General features: G+C 59.6%; 19 protein-coding genes and 1 tRNA gene. 11 read left to right on the plus strand and 9 right to left on the minus strand.

Translation table 11 applies throughout. The features are described from left to right. Positions 1–46: 46 nt before the first annotated feature. The gene (locus tag OF385_RS11460; protein WP_264275477.1) at positions 47–463 is read left to right on the plus strand and encodes a hypothetical protein; all 417 of its coding nucleotides are present in this window, start codon (positions 47–49) and stop codon (positions 461–463) included. An 82-nt stretch (positions 464–545) separates the two neighbouring features. On the opposite strand, the gene OF385_RS11465 is transcribed toward OF385_RS11460, so the two are convergent. Further along, on the minus strand, positions 546–1,703 hold the full coding sequence (locus OF385_RS11465; protein ID WP_264275478.1) for a cystathionine gamma-synthase: 1,158 nt from the start codon (positions 1,701–1,703) through the stop codon (positions 546–548). A 25-nt stretch (positions 1,704–1,728) separates the two neighbouring features. Continuing rightward, entirely contained in the window at positions 1,729–3,093 is a 1,365-nt protein-coding gene (locus tag OF385_RS11470) for a cystathionine beta-synthase (RefSeq protein ID WP_264275479.1), read from the minus strand. Positions 3,094–3,231: 138 nt separating this feature from the next. Between OF385_RS11470 and OF385_RS11475 the strand changes: the two genes are divergently transcribed. Further along, entirely contained in the window at positions 3,232–4,194 is a 963-nt protein-coding gene (locus OF385_RS11475; RefSeq protein WP_264275480.1) for a DNA-3-methyladenine glycosylase family protein, read from the plus strand. Between the two features lie 22 nt (positions 4,195–4,216). Here the strand turns inward: OF385_RS11475 and trxA are convergent, their stop codons facing one another. Both trxA and OF385_RS11485 read right to left on the minus strand, forming a co-directional pair. Continuing rightward, positions 4,217–4,591, minus strand: a complete 375-nt coding sequence (gene trxA, locus OF385_RS11480; protein WP_264275481.1) for a thioredoxin — start codon at positions 4,589–4,591, stop codon at positions 4,217–4,219. A 136-nt stretch (positions 4,592–4,727) separates the two neighbouring features. After that, positions 4,728–4,809: transfer RNA gene (locus OF385_RS11485), tRNA-Tyr, on the minus strand. Between the two features lie 181 nt (positions 4,810–4,990). Between OF385_RS11485 and OF385_RS11490 the strand changes: the two genes are divergently transcribed. Then, positions 4,991–5,479: a YajQ family cyclic di-GMP-binding protein gene (locus OF385_RS11490; protein WP_022874194.1), complete on the plus strand. Its 489-nt coding sequence runs from the start codon at positions 4,991–4,993 to the stop codon at positions 5,477–5,479. A gap of 123 nt (positions 5,480–5,602) precedes the next feature. Here OF385_RS11490 and htpX read toward each other — a convergent pair whose 3' ends face one another. Then, positions 5,603–6,481 carry a zinc metalloprotease HtpX gene (gene htpX, locus OF385_RS11495; protein ID WP_264275482.1) on the minus strand — a complete coding sequence of 293 codons (879 nt, stop codon included), beginning with the start codon at positions 6,479–6,481 and terminating at the stop codon, positions 5,603–5,605. Between the two features lie 258 nt (positions 6,482–6,739). Here htpX and rarD point away from each other — a divergent pair, with 258 nt between their 5' ends. Then, positions 6,740–7,678, plus strand: a complete 939-nt coding sequence (gene rarD / locus OF385_RS11500) for an EamA family transporter RarD (protein ID WP_264275483.1) — start codon at positions 6,740–6,742, stop codon at positions 7,676–7,678. A 92-nt stretch (positions 7,679–7,770) separates the two neighbouring features. Here rarD and gabT read toward each other — a convergent pair whose 3' ends face one another. From gabT to OF385_RS11515, 3 genes are all read right to left on the minus strand, one after another. Then, positions 7,771–9,114, minus strand: coding sequence for a 4-aminobutyrate--2-oxoglutarate transaminase (gabT, locus tag OF385_RS11505; protein ID WP_264275484.1), 1,344 nt, complete (start codon positions 9,112–9,114; stop codon positions 7,771–7,773). A gap of 197 nt (positions 9,115–9,311) precedes the next feature. Further along, complete coding sequence (locus OF385_RS11510; RefSeq protein WP_022874198.1) at positions 9,312–9,464, minus strand: methionine/alanine import family NSS transporter small subunit; 153 nt, start codon at positions 9,462–9,464, stop codon at positions 9,312–9,314. Between the two features lie 2 nt (positions 9,465–9,466). Next, positions 9,467–11,074: a sodium-dependent transporter gene (locus tag OF385_RS11515; RefSeq protein WP_264275485.1), complete on the minus strand. Its 1,608-nt coding sequence runs from the start codon at positions 11,072–11,074 to the stop codon at positions 9,467–9,469. A 114-nt stretch (positions 11,075–11,188) separates the two neighbouring features. Between OF385_RS11515 and OF385_RS11520 the strand changes: the two genes are divergently transcribed. From OF385_RS11520 to OF385_RS11530, 3 genes are read left to right on the plus strand one after another with little or no spacing between them, the layout of a single operon-like run. Next, on the plus strand, positions 11,189–12,592 hold the full coding sequence (locus tag OF385_RS11520) for a PucR family transcriptional regulator (protein WP_264275486.1): 1,404 nt from the start codon (positions 11,189–11,191) through the stop codon (positions 12,590–12,592). 19 nt (positions 12,593–12,611) lie between these two features. Next, complete coding sequence (locus OF385_RS11525) at positions 12,612–13,046, plus strand: hypothetical protein (protein ID WP_264275487.1); 435 nt, start codon at positions 12,612–12,614, stop codon at positions 13,044–13,046. Next, a complete protein-coding gene (locus OF385_RS11530) occupies positions 13,046–13,558 on the plus strand; it encodes an HIT family protein (protein WP_264275488.1) in 513 nt (170 codons plus the stop codon). The genes OF385_RS11525 and OF385_RS11530 overlap by 1 nt, the downstream gene beginning before the upstream one ends. A gap of 81 nt (positions 13,559–13,639) precedes the next feature. On the opposite strand, the gene OF385_RS11535 is transcribed toward OF385_RS11530, so the two are convergent. Beyond that, on the minus strand, positions 13,640–14,737 hold the full coding sequence (locus tag OF385_RS11535; protein ID WP_264275489.1) for a polyprenyl synthetase family protein: 1,098 nt from the start codon (positions 14,735–14,737) through the stop codon (positions 13,640–13,642). A gap of 290 nt (positions 14,738–15,027) precedes the next feature. Here OF385_RS11535 and OF385_RS11540 point away from each other — a divergent pair, with 290 nt between their 5' ends. From OF385_RS11540 to OF385_RS11555, 4 genes are all read left to right on the plus strand, one after another. Further along, positions 15,028–16,365, plus strand: a complete 1,338-nt coding sequence (locus OF385_RS11540; RefSeq protein WP_264275490.1) for an isochorismate synthase MenF — start codon at positions 15,028–15,030, stop codon at positions 16,363–16,365. 172 nt (positions 16,366–16,537) lie between these two features. Then, positions 16,538–17,326: an ABC transporter substrate-binding protein gene (locus tag OF385_RS11545; RefSeq protein ID WP_264275491.1), complete on the plus strand. Its 789-nt coding sequence runs from the start codon at positions 16,538–16,540 to the stop codon at positions 17,324–17,326. Between the two features lie 111 nt (positions 17,327–17,437). After that, positions 17,438–18,229, plus strand: coding sequence for an amino acid ABC transporter permease (locus OF385_RS11550; protein ID WP_264275492.1), 792 nt, complete (start codon positions 17,438–17,440; stop codon positions 18,227–18,229). 14 nt (positions 18,230–18,243) lie between these two features. After that, a complete protein-coding gene (locus OF385_RS11555) occupies positions 18,244–19,026 on the plus strand; it encodes an amino acid ABC transporter ATP-binding protein (protein WP_264275493.1) in 783 nt (260 codons plus the stop codon). Positions 19,027–19,090 lie beyond the last annotated feature (64 nt).

The raw sequence follows: 19,090 nt of genomic DNA on the forward strand, positions 1-19,090 counted from the left end.
TCCGTGTGAGATCGGGCACCGCGACAAAGCACGTAGTGTTATAGGTGTGAAAAAACCACTCTTGCCGCGACGCCCAGACGAGCCCGTCCCCGGGAGCCTGCAGATTGCCCAGTTCCTTTGGCTCCTCGCCGGAGTGCTGTTTCTCGGCTTTGGAGGGTTCCTGATTTATGAGCACAGGGACGATGCTTCGCTGAACTTCGGAGCCATTGCCTTGGCCTTGTTTTTTGCCGCCGCTGGCTGCGCTTGCGGGGTGCTCGGCTACCGGCTGTTCATGGGCCAGCGCTCGGCACGCACCAATCTGACCTGGCTGGGCGTGATCACCGCCTTGCCGTTGCTGATGCGTTTCGGACGCTATTCCCTGCTGGCGGCGATTGTCATGTTCTGTGTGGCCCTGATGTGGATCCCCAGCAGCAACCGCTACTTCAATATCGTTTCGCCCAAGCCGGCCAAGAGACAGCGCTAGCTCGGCACGAGAATGTGAAAGCCCAAGAAGGATGCGCGGAGCAATTCAGTGATGAACTGCTCCGCGCATCCTTTTGTGCTGCTTAGAGGTTGGTGAAGGCCTTGTCGAGGTCCTCGATCAGATCCACCGGATCTTCGATGCCCACCGAAAGGCGTAGCAGGTTCACCGGCACGGCTAGCTCGGTGCCCTTCACCGAAGCGTGGGTCATTTCCGATGGGTAGTTCATCAATGACTCAATGCCGCCCAAGGACTCAGCCAAGGTGAACAGCTTGGTGCTTTCGGCAATCTTGCGGGCTGCGGATTCCCCGCCCTTGAACTGGACCGAAACCATGCCGCCGAAGCCGCTCATCTGCTTCCTGGCAATTTCGTGGCCTGGGTGGTCTTCGAAGCCCGGGTACAGCACGCGTTCGACCTCGCTGCGCTCGCGCAGCCACTGGGCTACCTGGGCCGCGTTCTCCGAGTGGGCACGCATGCGCACGCCCAGTGTCTTCAGGCCACGGGTGGTCAAGAAGGCATCCATCGGGCCGGACACTGCGCCAACGGCAAACTGGATGAAGCCGATCTTTTCCGCCAAGGCAGCGTCCTTGACGATCACGGCGCCGCCGACCACGTCGGAGTGCCCGCCGATGTACTTGGTGGTGGAATGCACCACGATGTCAGCGCCCAAAGTCAGCGGTTGCTGCAGGAATGGACTGGCGAAGGTGTTGTCCACGACCAGCAAGGCGCCAGCTGCGTGGGCGATGTCGGCGACCTTGGCAATATCGGTGATGGTCATCATCGGGTTGGACGGGGTTTCCACCCACACCAGCTTGGCCTTGTTCTTCTCGATGGCTGCAGCCAATGCGGCTTCATCAGCCATGTTCACCGGCGTATTACCGATGCCCCAGTCGCCCAGGACGCGGTCGATCAAGCGGAAGGTTCCACCGTAGGCGTCGTTTCCGAGCACAATGTGATCCCCTGGGCGAAGGATGGCGCGGATCAGGGAGTCCTCGGCGGCAAGTCCCGAACCGAAGGAGAAGGCGTGGGTGCCGAATTCTGCTCCGGCCAGCTGTGCCTGCAAGGCATCGCGGGTCGGGTTGCCGCCTCGGCCGTATTCATAGCCGCTGCGCAGGTTGCCGATGCCGTCCTGCGCGTAAGTCGAGGAGAAGTGCAATGGCGGCACGACGGCGCCGGTGCGTGGCTCGAATTCCTGTCCAGCATGGACGAAGCGAGTGTTGGAGCCTTGGGTATTTTCGGTCATCGATATCAGTCCTTTCGAGAAGTCTCTAGCGAGTCGAGTAAGCCAGCAGGTCTGCTGCGGTGGCAGCGGCGATCACTTCGCCAGCTTTGGTGATCAGCACGGCCGGATGGGACTTGAGCAGTTCCTGGGCGTTATCCAAGGTGTCGGCCACGCCGATCAGCGGCATGGGCAGGCTTCCCAGTTCCTTGATGGTGCTCGTTGACTCCGCGCCGGAGAGCAGGGCATCGGTCAATGTGCTGGCGCCGATGACGCCTCGCACCTCGCCGATGCGAGCTGGAAGAGCCGCTGCCGAAACGACCAGCGCGTCGGCCCCTTGTTCACGCAGTGCCTTGGCTGCCTCGAGCAACGAGGCGTCTTCGCTAATCGTCCCGGATCCCTGCTTGGACAGCGCGGAGCCGATGAAGTCCAGTGCGGAGTATTCGTCGGTGGTGAAGCCCTGCTGCATCATCCAGTTGTCGTTGAAGATCTTGGCAAGATAGCCGCGTCCGCCATCGGGTGCGATCACCACGACAACGTCATCTTCACCCAGGTTGCGGGCGGCACGCAGCGCAGCCACGACGGCCATGCCAGAGGACCCGCCCAAGAGCAGTCCCTCCTCGTTGGCCAGTCTACGGGTCATCGCAAAAGCCTCGGCGTCAGTGACAGCTTCGACCTCATCGGGCACCGATGGGTCGTAGTTGCCCGGCCACATGTCTTCGCCAACGCCCTCGACAAAGTAAGGGCGACCGGTGCCGCCGGAGTAAACCGAGCCATCCGGGTCGGCGGCGATGATCTTGACCGGCCCCGAATCGCGGTCAGCGGAAATCTGCTTGAGGTAGCGCCCTGTGCCGGTGATAGTGCCGCCGGTCCCGGCGCTGATCACCGCATGGGTGACCTTGCCATCGGTGTCGTTCCATATTTCCGGACCAGTGGTTTCGAAGTGGCTGTCCGGTGCCCCTGGGTTGGAGAATTGGTCCGGCTTGTAAGCGCCTTCAATTTCGGTGACCAGGCGGTCGGAGACTCCGTAGTAGGACTCTGGCGAGTCCGGCGCGACAGCGGTAGGGGTCACGACGACTTTGGCACCGTAGGCGCGCAGCACGTCGCGTTTTTCCTCGCCGACCTTATCCGGGGTAACGAAGATCGTCTTGTATCCCTTGAGTTGACCGACCATGGCCAAGCCGACACCGGTGTTGCCACTGGTTGGCTCCACGATGGTTCCGCCTGGCTTGAGCTGGCCTCGCTCTTCGGCGCGCTCAACCATCTTCAACGCAATACGATCCTTGATGGAACCGCCTGGGTTCAAGTATTCGAGTTTGACCAGTACCGTGGCTTTGATGCCGTCGGTCACGTGGTTGAGCTTCACCAGCGGGGTATTACCGATCAGATCTAAAACTGTGGACGCATACTTCATGTCAAGAACTTTACCGGCGCTCGTCATACATGTCGTTCCGGAACGTAGCGAAACGTCATGCAGTGGACGTGGTCTTTTCATCAGTGCTAGAGACTCGCTGTTGCCTTCCTATCTGTCGCAGACTATATGATGCGAAATATGCAGAAATCTTGGAGCGCAGGTTTCTCCCCCGGATCGCCCGTGTCGCTGGTCAAGTCGTTGGGAATCCTGCGTCGCGGCCTAGGCGACCCGACCATCAAGCTTTCGGAAACCGAGGCTTGGCTAGCTTTTGCCACGCCCGAGGGTCCGGCGACCTTGCACATTTCCATGCCGCAGCGCCATGGACCGGCTGACTTCCAAGCGTGGGGCTCCGGTGGATCATGGGCGATAGAACGCGCGCCGCTGCTTTTGGGTGCCGAAGACGACTGGAGCGATTTTGATGAGCAGGTTTGCTCAGGCGCGTTCCCGGAAATTGTCGTTCGCACCCGCGCCGAGCATCCGGATCTCGTGCTGCCTAAAACCGGCAGGATCTTTGAACATGCCATCGGTGCGATTTTGGAGCAACGGGTCACTGGCATTGAAGCGAACTATGCATGGCGTTGGCTGATCAGGAATCTGGGTCATCCGGCTCCTGGGCCGGTCCCTGATGGATTGAGAATATTTCCCTCGGCGCAGGAACTTGCTCAAGTGCAGCGTTGGGATTGGCAGACGGCCCGCGTTGAAGGCAAGCGGGCGGAGACCATCAGAAAATTCGTCCAGGTATCCGGGGCCCTGGACTGGTGGGCCGATAAGCCGCTCAACGAGCCAAGGCCGACGGCAAAAGCTCCGGGAACCCTTGAAGCGGCCATGGGTTCTGTTCCTGGGATCGGTCCATGGACCATTGCCGAAACATTGCAGCGCTCGCATGGCTCTGCCGACCACATATCGGTGGGTGACTTCCATTTGGCTGATTTTGTTGGCCAGGTGCTCACCGGGCGCCGGATGACCGATCAGCAGATGCTGGCGCTCATGGCGCCCTACGCCCCGCATCGGCAGCGGGTCGTCCGGTTGCTGGGACTTTCTGGACAGAAAAAACAAAGCTTCGGGCCCCGCTACGCTCCGCTGGATCACCGGCAGAGGTAGGGCCCGAAGCCCACAAGCTTTCTTAGGAGTTGGCCTGGGCGGCTTCCTCGGCGATCTGCTTGTGTACTTCACCCATATCAATACCCTTGACCGCGGTGACCAAGTCTTCGAGCTGCGGCTGGTTCAAGGCACCGGCCTGCGAGAAGACGAGAACTTGTTCGCGGAACGCCATGATGGTAGGAATCGAGGTCACGTTGGCTGCACGCGCCAGGCCCTGCTCGGCTTCGGTATCCACCTTGGCAAAAACAACATCGGTGAACTTGTCCGAAGTCTGATCATAAACCGGAGCAAACTGCTTGCACGGTCCACACCAATCAGCCCAGAAGTCCACGAGGACGATGTCGTTGTCTTCAATCAACTTCGCGAAGTCGTCTTCGCTCACATTTCGAGTTGCCATGCCTATACGGTAGCCGAATTTCAGATGAAATACGTAGAAAGGTGATCTTCATTGAGAGCGGGAATAGATCCGGATCACAATGAATCCTTGTCCGGAATGCAAAAAACTCCCGGATCAAGGATCCGGGAGTTGTTTGTGGCAGATACTGGATTCGAACCAGTGAAGGCATAGCCAGCTGATTTACAGTCAGCCCCCTTTGGCCACTCGGGTAATCTGCCGAGATTGCTCTTTCAAGAACATTTGTTCTTGTCGGAACGAGAAATAACTCTACAGGAGATTTTCGACGAAGTGAAATCGAGGGGGCTCTTTTCCCTGTAAGCCTGATCACAGCCCGTTTTCAGGGCGCAAAACCGGTAGGCTATGTAGCGAATCAGACCCGTTACAGCTAGGAGTATTCACATGGCTAGTGATTCCACATTCGACGTCGTCAGCAAGGTTGATAGCCAGGAAGTCGCCAATGCGATGAACCAGGCGCAAAAGGAAATCTCCCAGCGCTACGACTTCAAGGGCGTCGGTGCTGAAGTAGATTTCAGCGGCGAGAAGATACTGATGAAAGCTAACTCCGAAGAGCGCGTCAATGCGGTCCTCGACGTTTTCCAGACCAAGTTGATCAAGCGCGGCATCTCGCTGAAGTCCTTGGATGCCGGCGAGCCTTTCGCTTCGGGCAAGGAATACCGCATCGAAGCAAGCATCAAGGAAGGCATCGCTCAGGATGTCGCCAAGAAGATCAACAAATTGATTCGCGATGAGGCCCCTAAGGGCGTCAAGTCGACTATCCAGGGCGACGAGCTGCGCGTTTCCTCCAAGTCCCGCGACGACCTGCAGGCCACCATGGCCTTGCTGCGTGACTTCGAAGAAGCAGACCTGCAGTTCGTGAACTTCCGCTAGACATGGCATCGGCACCAAACGTGCCGAGAGAATAGTGGAGGCGGCTTCCCTATCGGGGAAGCCGCCTCCACTGCTTATTTAACGTCATGCTATCTCGGCGCAGACGTTGAAGTCCTGTGCCTCTTAGTACTGGCGGCCCCCGGCCATCGCTTCAAGACGGGCTATGCGCTGGTCCATCGGCGGGTGCGTGGAGAACATCTGCTTCAGTCGCGAACCGAAAGGGTTGGCGATCATCAAGTGCGAGCTGTTGACCAGCTTCTGGTCGCTGGAGGCCAGCGGCGCCTGGGAGATCCCGGATTCGAGCTTGCGCAGCGCGCTGGCCAAGGCCAACGGATCGTTGGTCAGCTTGGCGCCATCTTCGTCGGCATCGTATTCGCGGGTGCGGCTCACGGCCATCTGGATAATGGAGGCGGCCAGCGGAGCCAGCAAGGACAGGGCGATCAAAGCGATCGGATTGACGTTGCGGTTCTCATTGCTGCCACCGCCACCGAAGAACATCAGGAACTGGGCGATAGAGGTGATCACTCCCGCGATGGCCGCAGCCACCGAAGAGGTGAGGATGTCGCGGTTATAAACATGCATCAGCTCATGGCCCAGCACTCCGCGCAATTCGCGCTCGTTGAGCAGCTGCAAGATGCCCTCCGTGCAGCACACGGCCGCGTTCTGCGGGTTGCGTCCGGTAGCAAAGGCATTGGGCGATGAAGTAGGCGAAATGTAGAGCCGCGGCATCGGCTGCTGGGCGTTCATCGACAATTCGCGCACAATGCGGTACATCATCGGGTTCTCGGCTTCGCTCACCGGGTAGGCATGCATGGAACGCAGCGCAAGCTTGTCGCTGTTCCAGTAGCCGTACGCCGTGGTGCCCAGGCCGATCAGCGCGAAAACCCAGATGAACATCGAGCTGCCGGTCCCGGCAGAAATGAGCGAACCGATAGCTAAGAGCAAGGCGAACATTCCGCCAAGCAGCAATGCTGTTTTCAGTCCGTTGTTATGTCCATGCACCTTAACGCACTCCCCTAAATGACAAAGACCAAGATGGTGATTCCTAGTCTAGTCAACGGATGGAAGCCTGTGCTGGTTCCGGCTTTTGAACATCTGCTGAATCGTGCGATGCATGGAACTCGATTGAGCGTGCAGATGACGCTCAGCGGGGAATAAAGCTGGCCCTGCGACGTTGTAGCTTAGTAGTTGAGAAGTGAAATTTTTGCACGTGAGATCCGCCTAATCTGAATCACATTAGCTCGAAAGCGTACATCCTGAATGTCATCAAGCACCACCACACCCGTCCGCTCTGAACACAGCTACGGGCTGATCCAAGGCACTTCGGCCTACCTCATTTGGGGACTGCTCCCCGCGTACTTCCTGTTGCTCCCGCAGATCTCCGCGGTGGAGTTCGTGGCGGTACGTGTTCTGTTCTCACTGATCTTCTGTTTCATCCTGCTGGCCGCGACTTCTCAGATCCGCCAATTCGCTACGATGTTCCGCGACACCAAGACCATGGGGCAGTTGGCTCTCGCGAGTGTCCTGATCGCAGCCAACTGGGTGCTTTACGCTCTCGCGGTGCTCACCGGGCATGTGCTGGAGGCGTCGCTGGGCTACTTTATCAATCCGATCGTCGCGATCTTGCTCGGAGTCATTGTGCTCAAGGAGAAGCTGCGCCCGCTGCAGTGGGCCGCGGTTGGCCTGGCCACCGTCGCGGTGATCGTCCTGACCGTAGGCCTGGGGCGCGTGCCATGGATCTCCCTGGGACTGGCCTTCTCCTTCGGCTTCTACGGCTTGGTCAAGAACAAGGTGGGCACCAAGGGCAGCGCCCTGGGAGCGCTGAGCATCGAAACCCTGTGGCTGACCCCGCTGTCGATCATCTACGTCATCTGGCTTTCCCAGACATCCGGTTCCACCTTGCTGGACAGCAATTGGGCCAGCGTCCTGCTACTGGCCTCCAGCGGCATCATCACCGCGGTCCCGCTGCTGCTCTTCGGTGGCGCGGCCCGCCGCCTTCCACTGAGCACGGTGGGTTCCTTGCAGTTCATCGCTCCCCTGCTCCAGTTCATCCTCGGTGTCCTGGTCTTCGGAGAGCATATGCCCGTTGAGCGCTGGATGGGCTTCATCCTGGTGTGGATCGCGGTCATCTTCGTCCTGATCGATATGCTTCGCGCGCCGAGGGCAGGCCGCCTGCCAGAGCCCAAGAAAATCAACTAGGCACCACCGCCTGTCGGGCCGTTAACGAACTCGGGCTTCGGTTTCCCTCCTGGGAGACCGAAGCCCGAGTTCTTGTGATTGGAACCGAGATACTAGGCGGCCAACTTGCGGATCGCCGATTCCAGAACGTCGAATGCGTCATTGAGCAGTTCGTCGCCGATGACCAGCGGTGGCAGCAGGCGAACAACGTTGCCGTAGGTGCCGCAGGTCAGGATGACAACACCCTGGGCCAGGCACTCGGCTGCGATGGCTTTGGTCAGATCAGCATCTGGCTCCTTGCCGCCAGCCTTGACGAACTCTAGGGCGATCATGGCACCGCGGCCGCGAACTTCACCGATCGATGGGAAGGCGGACTGCAAGGCGGTGAAGCGGGCGAAGAACTTCTCTTCGATCTCGCGGGCACGAGCTGGCAGGTCCTGCTCTTCCATGAACTTGATGGTCTCCAGCGCTGCGGCAACAGCTACGGGGTTGCCACCGTAGGTGCCGCCCAGGCCGCCACCGTGGACCGAGTCCAGCAGGTCGGCGCGGCCGACGATGCCCGACAGCGGCATGCCGCCGGCGATGCCCTTGGCAACGGTGATGATGTCCGGTTCGATCTGCTCGATGTCCGAAGCGAACCATGCGCCGGAACGGGCGAAGCCAGCCTGGACTTCGTCAGCGATGAAGACGATGCCGTTCTCCTTGGCCCATTCGGCAACGCGTGGCAGGAAGCCGGTGGCAGGAACGATGAAGCCGCCCTCGCCCTGGATTGGCTCGATGATGATCGCAGCGATCTGGTCGCCGCCGATCTGCTTCTCCATGGCCAGGATGGCGCGCTCTGCGGCTTCCTTGCCGGAGATGTTCGGGTTCTCTTCGCGGAATGGGTAGCTCATTGGCATGCGGTAGATCTCCGGCGCCAGGGGGCCGAAGCCGCGCTTGTATGGGGCTGCCTTGGCCGTCAGGCCCATGGTCAGGTTGGTGCGGCCGTGGTAGGCGTGGTCGAAGGCGACAACTGCCTGGCGGCCGGTGGCGATGCGGGCTACCTTGATGGCATTCTCGACTGCTTCGGAACCGGAGTTGAAGAAGACAGCGCGCTTCTCGAAGTCACCCGGGGTGATCGAAGCGAGCTTCTCAGCCAGCGCGACGTAGTTTTCGTACGGAGCGACCATGAAGCAGGTGTGGGTGAAGCGCTGGGCCTGCTCTGCCACAGCCTGGGCCACAGCTGGGTTGGAAGCGCCCACGGTGGTCACGGCGATGCCCGAGCCCAGGTCGATCAGCTGGTTGCCGTCGACATCAACGATGATGCCGCCGTCAACGTCTGCCGCGTAGACCGGCAGGCTGGAAGCTACGCCGGCGGCAACTGCCTTGGCGCGGCGTGCGGCGAGTTCTTCCGACTTTGGGCCGGGGAATGGCCCGTTGATCTTGCGCTTCTGTTCAATGCGGTAGCTAACGTCCACCTGCTTGTCCTTTCACTATGGTTTTACGAGCGCGTGGCTCGACGTGTTCTTACAAGAAGAATATTCTCCGTGGCCCTTTGCGACCACCAGAATTGGCACAACCAGCTCCGGGATCAATAGTGCATCTGCACAGAAAAATACCTCCCCGTGCCAAGTGATGCTCGACACGAGGAGGTATTTGCTGCTGGGTCATGGAATTACAGGTTGTTGCTTCCTGCGGTTCCAGCGGTTTCAATCACATCGTCGTCGTCCTTTTCGGGGTGGCGCGAGAGGTTGATCAAAGCCAGGGCCAGGCCGCCCCAGATGGTCAGCATGGAAATAATCATGAAGACAATAGCGATGCCGCTCATGGCTAGTATTCCTTTCCGGCTGTTTCCGAGAGTTCCTCGGCCTCAACGTTTCGCTGATGCTGCTCGAACTCGGGGTCATTGATCTTGGAGTTCTTGCTCCACGGAACCAGGGACAGGACCAGGGCGCCGACGATCAGCAGACCTGCCATGCCCCAGCCAAACACTCCGTTGAACCACAGCGGGTAGCCGGAGTAGGACTCGTTGATCTTGGCTTGAACCTCGTTGATCAGCATGTAGCCCAGGGCCGCTGGACCGATGCCGCCCACCAGGACCTTCCATCCGGTGCTCAGCTTGATGGAGCTGTGGCGGTTCATGTGCTTGGCCAGCTTTGGCAGCATGCCAAGTCCGGCGCCGAAGACGATGACCAAGACCAGGGCGCAGGCGAGAATGCCAAACTGGTTCACGAAAGCGTCCATGGTATCCAGCAGGTACAGGCCCGTGGTGGTCGGGAAGAGCAGCATCGAAATCACGGCCACTGGTAGGACAACAACCAAGGTGGCCGGAGTGCGCTTCCAGCCCAGCTTGTCCTGGAAGGCCGCGACGATCACTTCGAGGATCGAGATCAGCGAGGTCAGGCCTGCGAAGACCAGCGAGCCGAAGAACAGCACGCCGATCAGCGAACCCAGCGGAGCCTGCGAGACGATGGTCGGGAAGGCAATGAATGCCAGGCCGATGCCGCTGGTTGCCACATCGTCAACGCTGGAGCCGGCGTTATGCGCCATGAAGCCCAAGGCTGCGAAAACCCCGATACCGGCGAGCAGTTCGAAGCCAGAGTTGGCGAAAGCCACCACATAGCCCGAACCGGTCAAATCGCTCTTGCGCTTCATGTAGGACGAGTAGGTCACCATGATGCCGAAGGCAACGGACAGCGAGAAGAAGATATGGCCAAAGGCCGCCGCCCAGACTGCGGGGTCCTGCAGCGCTTCGAAGTTCGGGGTGAAGAAGGCGTTCAGGCCGTCGATTGCACCGGGCAGGAAGACCGACTGGACCACGAGGATCACGAACATGACGATCAGCAGCGGCATGAAGATGCCGTTAGCGCGCGAGATGCCCTTGTTCACGCCGGCGACCATGATCACGATGGCGATCAGCCAGACGAACAGCATCGGCGTGAAGATATTTCCGACAAAGTCAAAGGAGATGCCCACGGTATCCGAGACTTGCAGGAAGTCATTCATGAAGAAGCCTTCGGCTCCGTCGGGGTTCTTCTCCCAAGCCTTGGTAATCGAGAACCAGCAGAACATGGCAGCCCACGCGATGATGGCGGCGTAGTAGATGGCGATGATGAAGCAGATCAGTACCTGCCACCAACCGAGCATTTCGGTTTTGCGATTGGCCCGTCGGTAAGCCAGCGGGGCCGAACCGCGATAGCGGTGCCCGATCGAATAGTCGAGGAAGAGCAGTGGAATACCTGCGCAGAGGATAGCTACGAGGTAGGGGATCAGGAATGCACCGCCACCGTTCTCGTAGGCGACGTATGGGAAACGCCAAATATTTCCCAGACCAACGGCCGAACCAACCGCGGAAAGAATGAAGAGCTTTCGTGAACTGAAAGTCTCACGCTTTTCCGATGCGAGTGGAGCGCCCTGTTTCGAAGATGGAGAGCTCATGTGTCTAAGCTACTGCAAAAAGTTCACATTCTGGTCAATTTTGGATAACGTGTGTCCATTATTTGAGCATTTTGCTGAAATGGGAACTTTCTGTCTGCCAACTAGAATGGCTCCATGGCAATTAGTTTACGCGGACTTCTGGAGCATGACGAGCTCGATCTCCGCCCGATGACCGAACACACCCACCGTGATGACATGGTCATCACCTGGTCAGCCATCACCGAGTTGCTCGATCCCTCGAAATTCCTCACCGGACGCGAAATCGTCTTGACCACCGGTGTGCGCCAGAAAACGAAGGCCGCCCAGCGTGAGTTCGTGCGCGTGTTGGCCGCCAATGATGCGGTAGCCCTCGGATTCGGCACCGGCTTGGAACACGCTACGGTCCCCGAAGCCACGATCATCGCCGCCCGCGAAGTAGGGCTTCCGGTATTCGAAGTCCCCTACCAGGTTCCTTTCGCTGCCATTACCCGGCTGATCGCCGAAGCCATGAACGCCGATCACCTCAAGCGCGTGGAGAACCTGCTCAAATCCCACCAGAAGCTGGCCCGGTCCCTGCTCTCCTCCGACCTCGACAGCATGCTCGATGAACTTTCCCGGATGCTCGGCACCGAGGTGGCACTGAGCCTTCACGGCGAAGTGATCAGCGGCGACTACGACCCGGAGCGCAGCTGGCACGAGCTGCCGGTAGCCACCGGCCTGCGCGATAAGTGCATCCTGCACCTGGCTGAACCCTATGTCCATGACCCTGTGGTGGATTATGCCCAATCCCTCATCGGCTTGGAGATGGCCAATAAATCCCGGCTGCGCGCCTCGCAGCGCCAGGCCAACGGGCAGGTCCTGGCCGACCTCGCTGCCGGGACGCTTGTGGGCGCCGATGCCGCCGGACGCCTTGGCGCCTTGGGCCTGAACCCGCAGCGCGAGCACTCGGTGATCCTGGTGCAGGCCTCCTCCCAGGCCGATCGGCTGCAGACTCTGCCCTTGCCTGCGGATCTTTCCTCGCAGGTCTCGGCAATGATGGAAGGCCGTTTGGCGGTCATTGTCGCGCATAGCAAGGTGCAGTTGTCCATCAAGCACCTCGATGAGTATCTGGAAGCCGCCGGGATCCCGGCCCGGGTGGGCTACGGTGGCCGCTACTCGAATACCACGGGAATCCGCTGGAGCTACTTTGAGGCCCTTGAATCCCTGCGCCATGGCGAACGGATCAATGTCCCCACCAAGCTCTCCCTCACGTCGCTGCTCTTGGCGGCACGCGATGTGCCGCTGCAAGACCTTGCAGCCGAGGCCCTGGGCCCGCTTCAGGATTTCGATGCCACTCACGATTCCGACCTTCTGCTGACCCTGCGCGAATACCTCAATCGCGACGGATCAGTCGGCACCGTGGCCGAAGCGCTGGGCTTGCACCGCAATACCGTGCGCTATCGCATGCAGCAGATTTCGGAGCTTTCGGGCTACGACCCGAATGTGACAAGCGACCGAGTCCAGCTGTGGATCGCGTTGAGCGCACTTGAGCTTGGCTAATCTCGAATAGGATTAACACATGGCTGACATGTTTCTAGAGAAGTTCCGCTCCCTGGTCCCCAAATATCTGGATGACCAGTGGGATGAAGCCGACGGGCTGAGCAGTGAAGAACTGCGAGAAGCCCTAGCCCAGTCCAAGGTCTCCATCCCGTTTGTGCTCGAGGAGTTCTACCTCGCACTAGGCAACAATGAAGATTTCATGGAGGCCTACCATTACTTCTTCGACCCCGAAGAACTGGAAATCGAAGACGGACATCTGCTGTTCCTCGAAGACGAAGAGGAAAAGTTCGTCTGGGCATTCAAAGCCTCGCAACTCGATGTCCCCGATCCCATTGTCTACCGCCGCAACAATGCCAAGGGCACCTGGACCAGCGAGGAAGGCACGTTCAGCGAATTCACTCTGGACATGTTCGCATGGGTCTTTGACGAGTTGGCTGCCGAGCTGGAGGACTAGTGCTCCACCGATCCCATCAACCGGCCGGCTACCAGTGCCCGTTCTGCGAATTGGTACAGGACCTGCCCTATAGCCAGGACAATCTCTGCGCGCCTACCGATCTGATCTATCAGACCGAATTGGTGGCAGCGATCATGGCCTGTGATGGGTTCGGAAATTACGGTGGGCATGCCATGATCATCCCCACCAGGCATCTGGAAGCGCTCTACGATCTGGATGATGCCACCGGAGCGGCCATCATGAAGGAAACCAGGCGCGTGGCCCTGGCCATGAAACTGGCCTGGGATCCGGAAGGCACCAGCACCCGGCAGCACAACGAGCCGGCCGGGAACCAGCACGTGTGGCATTATCACCAGCATGTGTTCCCCCGTTATCACGATGACCAACTGTACCGGCAGCTGCGCCACCGGGTCTCGGTGCAGGACCGGGCGGTGAAGGCTGCGCAACTGCGTCAGGCGTTGTTCTCCCCAGAGCATCCCGAACCACTGCAGGCTTCACAGATCATCCGCTGATTTTCCAAGACGAAAAAGAAGAGCGGCTCATGAAGATTTTGATCTTCATGAGCCGCTCTTCTCTTTGGTTCCTATTTCCGCCTAGGCCTCGCGGGTCACCACGGCATCGGCAAAGGAAATCAGCGCCTGCTTGACGGTGCCCTCGGGCAGCGGAGCCAGCGATGCGATCGCGTCATCGGCCCACTGGCGCGCGGCCTTCCACGCGTCGTGCACGGCCGAGTGGGCGCGCACTGCTTCCACGGCCTTGGCCAGCGCCTCGTCGGTGGACAGGTCGGCATCAACCAGTGAGATGGCCTGTGCCGCCTGTTCGTCCCCGTCCGCCGCGGCCTGGCGCAGCAGCAGGATCGGCAGGGTTGGAACGCCCTCGCGCAGGTCGGTGCCCGGGGTCTTGCCCGAGTCGACCTTGTCCGAGGCGAGGTCGATGACGTCATCGGCAACCTGGAAGGCAACGCCTATCTTTTCGCCGTATTCGCGCAATACCTCGATGAATTGCGGCGCGCCACCGAAGCGGGCTCCGAAAGCGCCCGAGGTGGAGAGCAAGGAAGCGGTCTTGTCGCTGATGACCTGCAGGTGGTGCTCGATTTCATCATCGCCATCACGCGGTCCGATGGATTCGTGCAGCTGGCCCAGGCACAGGCGCTCGAAGGTCCGCGACTGCCACATGACAGCCTCGGGGCCCAGGTCTGCGCCGAAGACCGACGCGCGGGCGAAGATCAGGTCGCCAGCAAGAATGGCCACGGAGTTGCCCCAGACCTCATGGGCGGTGGGGGCACCGCGGCGCAGTGGAGCCGAATCCATCACGTCATCGTGGTACAGGGTTGCCAGGTGGGTCAATTCCACCACGGCGGCGGCCTTGATCACTTCGTCGGTCACACCGTGGCCGAGCAAGGAGGTGAGCAGCACCAGCAACGGGCGTACCCGCTTGCCGCCGGCTTCAACCAAGTGCCTGCTGGAGGCATCGATCAATGGATCGGAATTGGCCAGCGCATCGCGCAGCAGCTTTTCAACCTTCGCCATGCCCATGGAAATCGCCGGCCCGAAGTCCGGGTCCTCGGCAAGCATCGCAAAGCCCGAGGGAAGATTGATCGCCGCAGCTAATGCAGCGGTTTCAGGATTCAGCTCAATCGAGTCCGACACTTCATGTCCGGCTGCGGTCCAGTTGCTCTTCGAATCAGTCACTGTTCTACGGCTTACTTATCTTTCATCGGGGTGGCCATCGCGGTATGCGAAGACTTTACTGCCTGCATCATGCAGACAAACATCTCTTCACTCTAGCCGATGCTGTCCGCCACTGGTTGCTGGCACGGTCGCAACGCGCACGTGCAGGCGGGCCAGCGACCTAGCAGTTCGCTCTAGAGTTTACCGGCTGAAGCCAGCAGTTATCACCAGACCCGCCATATCTCACAGTCGTGACTGGGGACACCTGCACGGCATTTTCCCCGGCATTGCGCGGTAGGCTTAGCCTTATCATGTCTGCAGATTCGCCCGTCCTCAGCGCCAGCGCCCATCAGCTCTCGGCTCCTAGCCTCACCAGTGTCACCTTTGAATATGTTGATGCTCCCCCGAGCTTGCTTGACGACTCATTGCGTCACCGAAGCCTCGTCTGGACCCGCAACGGGCATGGCCTAGTTGGATTCGGCACGGCCGCGCGCCTGCACACCCACGGCGAGGAACGCTTCGCCCGTGCCCGCGCCTGGTTTGCACAGGTCATCGAGAACGCCGCGATCACGGATCCGCTCCATCGCCCTGGCACCGGGTTGGTCAGCTTCGGCTCCTTTGCTTTCTCCTTCACCAGCGTCTTCGAATCGCGCATGATCATTCCGCAGCTGGTCATCGGCCGCGATGAGCACACCGCCTGGATAACGCTCACCGGCACCGCCGAAGAACTCGAAGGCGCCACCTTCGAGCAGGCCCTCGCCCGCGCGAACGCCGCCATGGACGATGCCGCTATCACCGAGAGCGGTGCGGGAAGCATCAAGCTCACCAGCGGTCAGCTGACCGCGGGCTCCTACGTCCAGGCGGTCCACAAGGCCCTGGGCCATTTCGAAGAGCGCGGCATTTCGAAACTGGTGCTGGCCCGCGATGTGCTCGCCCACAGCAGCACGCCGATCGATCTATCCAAGGTCGTCCACGCGCTGACCGAACGCTATGGCAATTGCTGGACCTACAGCGTTGACGGGCTGGTCGGCGCTACCCCGGAGATGCTGGTGCGTGTCACCGATGGCCTGGCCGAAGCCCGCGTTTTGGCCGGCACCTTGGACCGCGCTGCGGCCGGGGCGGATGAGCCGGGCTTCGCCCAGCATCATCTTTTCGAAGACCCCAAGCAGCGCAACGAGCATCAGCTGGCCATTGATTCGCTGACCGACTCGCTGAATCCGATTTCCCATGGCATGAGCGCTCCGGAAGAGCCGTTCATCTTGCAGCTGCCCAATGTGTGGCATCTGGCCAGCGACGTGCGAGCCCAGCTGCGGGCCGATGCCTCCGGAGCATTGCCTTCCGCGCTGGATGTCGCCGAGATCTTCCACCCAACGGCAGCCGTCTGCGGCACTCCGACGAAAAAAGCTGGAGTCCTGCTGCGGGAGCTGGAAGGCATGGATCGCGGCCCCTACGCCGGGCCGGTGGGCTGGGTTGATAGCCGCGGCGACGGCGAATTCGGTATTGCCTTGCGTGGCGGAATCCTGGAAGACGAAAAACTGATGCGCCTGTATGCAGGGTGCGGCATCGTGCCCGGTTCTGTTCCGGAGGATGAGCTGGCCGAGTCATGGGCGAAAATGCGACCCATGCGCCAAGCGCTGGGCGCCGAATAGTTCCTTGCCGAGTAGGGCAAAGCCAGATGTCGGGCGAATATTTCATTAGCGTAAATTTTCCTTGCTCTCAATGACACGTATGTGAAGTGCGTCTCGTGCTGGTGTAAGCGCGGTTATGATTGGGGCATCGCAGTGATCCACTCGCAATGACCCGAAAGTAGGTTTTGATCCTATGCGTAGCCCCAAGAAAAAATTCGCCGCTTCCATCGCGCTCAGCTCCGTAGCAGTTCTTGCCATGACCGCCTGCGGTTCCAGCAGCGGCTCCAGCTCAGAGTCCGAAGGCGCTTCCTTCCCGCTCAACGAGGGCAAGCTGACCATCTGCTCGGACATCCCTTATGAGCCCTTCGAATTCGTCAAGGACGGCGAGAACGTAGGCTTCGACATGGACGTCGCTGCAGAAATCGCCAAGGACGCCAAGCTGGATCTGAACGTCATCGATGCCAGCTTCGACTCCATCGAATCGGGACTGTTCAGCACCCAGTGCGACATCGCCATCTCTTCGATCTCCATCACCGATGCACGCAAGGAGAAGATGGACTTCTCCACCCCTTACATGGATGATGACCTGGTTCTGATTGCGAAGAACGGTTCGGGCATCACCGATCTTGAATCCGCCAAGGACAAGAAGGTCGGCGTCCAGCAGGCCACCACCGGTGAAAAGTACGGCAAGGAAAACGGCTTGGAGAACCTGGTCGGTTTCGAAGATGCCGGTCTGCAGACCCAGGCCCTGCTGGCCAACCAGGTTGAAGCAGTTTTGGGCAACCAGTCGGTGCTCGGCTACGCGGTGAAGGACAAGTCAGACTACAAGGCTGTCGCTAACTTCAAGACCGGCGAGCAGCTCGGTGTTGCCGTGCCCAAGGACCAGGCTGACACCTTGGAATTGGTCAATGGCACCCTCAAGCGCCTGACCGATGCCGGCACCATGGAAGAGCTGACCGTGAAGTGGTTCGGCGAGAAGTAATTCTCCTCTGAACACGGATTGATCTACCGAGCGGGGGTTCGCCACGCAAATCATGCCCATCGGCATACTTGCTGCCCGAACCCCCGCTACCTTTACGAGAGGTACAAACCAATGGCAATGACTACAAGTCAGCGCGCCCGGATGAGCAAAACCATTCAGATTGTGCTCTTCTTTGTCATCATCATCGCTCTCGCCGCGCTTGTGGACTGGAAGAAAGCGTCCTACGCGTTCTTCTCATTCGACAAGCTCGGTCCGATGTTCCCGGACATGATCCTGGTGGGCCTGAAGAATACGATCTTCTACACCATCATTTCCTTCGCCTTCGGTCTAGCGCTGGGTTTGATCCTGGCCCTGATGAAGATGGCCAGCTTCGCCCCCTACCGCTGGTTCGCCACTGCATTCATCGAATTCTTCCGCGGCATTCCAGCCATCCTGGTATTGCTGGCCTTTGGCTTGGGTTTGCCACAGGCATTCGGCACCCAGTGGCCACAGTCGATCAACGTCATGTGCGCCTTGGGTCTGGTCTCGGCCGCCTACATCGCAGAAACCCTGCGCGCGGGCCTGCAGGCTGTTCCGAAGGGACAGACAGAGGCAGCCCGTTCTCTGGGCATGCCAGCCTGGCGTGCCATGGTCACCATTGTGATTCCACAGGCGTTCAAGATCGTCCTTCCTCCAATGACCAACGAGATCATCCTGCTCACCAAGGACACCTCGTTGGCTTTCATTCTTGGTGCAACGATCTCCCAGTATGAAATGACCAAATTTGGTCGCGACGGCATTACGCAGTTGGACGCTGGTATCACACCGCTAGTTGTTGCGGGTCTGTTTTACCTGGTGATTACCATTCCGTTGAGTTTGGTGGCCCGTAAATTCGAATCCCGCACGGCAAAGACCAAGCGCTAGAAAGGCAGTGGAAAATGTCAACTGAAACTAGTGAACTTTCGGCTCACGCCGCGGGTGTGGATATTACCGGCTTGCGTAAGTCATACGGCAGCAATGAGGTGCTCAAAGGCATTGATTTGAAGGTTGCCCCCGGCGAAGTTGTCTGCCTGATCGGCCCATCTGGCTCCGGCAAGTCAACGCTGCTGCGCTGCGTCAACCTGCTGGAGCAGCCCAACGGTGGCTCCGTCATGGTCGGTGGCTTCAATGTTACAGACCCAGAGGTCAACCTGGACAAGATGCGCCAGCAGGTAGGCATGGTGTTCCAGCAGTTCAACCTCTTCCCCCACCTGACGGTCTTGGAGAACTGCACGGTATCCCCCATCAAGGTGCTCAAGCGCAAGAAAGCTGAAGCGGTGAAAATCGCACAACGCCACTTGAAACGTGTGGGACTAGGCGACTTCGGCGAGCGCTACCCTGACCAGCTCTCTGGCGGACAGCAGCAGCGCGTGGCTATTGCCCGTGCCCTGTCCATGGAACCAACCCTGATGCTTTTCGACGAGCCAACCAGCGCGTTGGATCCAGAAACTGTCGGTGAAGTTCTGGCCATCATGAAGAGCCTCGCCCAGGCCGGCATGACCATGCTGGTGGTGACCCACGAGATGGCCTTCGCCAAGGAGGTCGCTGACCGCGTGGTCTTCATGGACGGTGGCGTCGTGGTAGAAGAAGGCAAAGCCGCGGAGGTCATTGGCAATCCGCAGCAGCCGCGTACTCAGGACTTCCTGCGTCGCGTCTTGGATCCGACCCACGTCGATATCTAGGCAGAGTAGTGAAAGCTCATCCCCTGCACTGGGTCCCTTTTGGCACCCGGTGCAGGGGATGAGC

Source organism: Glutamicibacter sp. JL.03c (assembly GCF_025854375.1).
Lineage (GTDB): Bacteria > Actinomycetota > Actinomycetes > Actinomycetales > Micrococcaceae > Glutamicibacter.

Excerpts from the sequence above, each read along its gene's own strand:
- OF385_RS11465 (WP_264275478.1), bottom strand. The coding sequence starts at position 1,703 with ATGACCGAAAATACCCAAGGCTCCAACACTCGCTTCGTCCATGCTGGA.
- OF385_RS11470 (WP_264275479.1), bottom strand. The coding sequence starts at position 3,093 with ATGAAGTATGCGTCCACAGTTTTAGATCTGATCGGTAATACCCCGCTG.
- OF385_RS11475 (WP_264275480.1), top strand. The coding sequence starts at position 3,232 with ATGCAGAAATCTTGGAGCGCAGGTTTCTCCCCCGGATCGCCCGTGTCG.
- OF385_RS11510 (WP_022874198.1), bottom strand. The coding sequence starts at position 9,464 with ATGAGCGGCATCGCTATTGTCTTCATGATTATTTCCATGCTGACCATC.
- OF385_RS11490 (WP_022874194.1), top strand. The coding sequence starts at position 4,991 with ATGGCTAGTGATTCCACATTCGACGTCGTCAGCAAGGTTGATAGCCAG.
- OF385_RS11550 (WP_264275492.1), top strand. The coding sequence starts at position 17,438 with ATGGCAATGACTACAAGTCAGCGCGCCCGGATGAGCAAAACCATTCAG.
- OF385_RS11540 (WP_264275490.1), top strand. The coding sequence starts at position 15,028 with ATGTCTGCAGATTCGCCCGTCCTCAGCGCCAGCGCCCATCAGCTCTCG.
- trxA (WP_264275481.1), bottom strand. The coding sequence starts at position 4,591 with ATGGCAACTCGAAATGTGAGCGAAGACGACTTCGCGAAGTTGATTGAA.
- OF385_RS11525 (WP_264275487.1), top strand. The coding sequence starts at position 12,612 with ATGGCTGACATGTTTCTAGAGAAGTTCCGCTCCCTGGTCCCCAAATAT.
- OF385_RS11545 (WP_264275491.1), top strand. The coding sequence starts at position 16,538 with ATGCGTAGCCCCAAGAAAAAATTCGCCGCTTCCATCGCGCTCAGCTCC.
- OF385_RS11555 (WP_264275493.1), top strand. The coding sequence starts at position 18,244 with ATGTCAACTGAAACTAGTGAACTTTCGGCTCACGCCGCGGGTGTGGAT.
- OF385_RS11520 (WP_264275486.1), top strand. The coding sequence starts at position 11,189 with ATGGCAATTAGTTTACGCGGACTTCTGGAGCATGACGAGCTCGATCTC.
- rarD (WP_264275483.1), top strand. The coding sequence starts at position 6,740 with ATGTCATCAAGCACCACCACACCCGTCCGCTCTGAACACAGCTACGGG.
- OF385_RS11515 (WP_264275485.1), bottom strand. The coding sequence starts at position 11,074 with ATGAGCTCTCCATCTTCGAAACAGGGCGCTCCACTCGCATCGGAAAAG.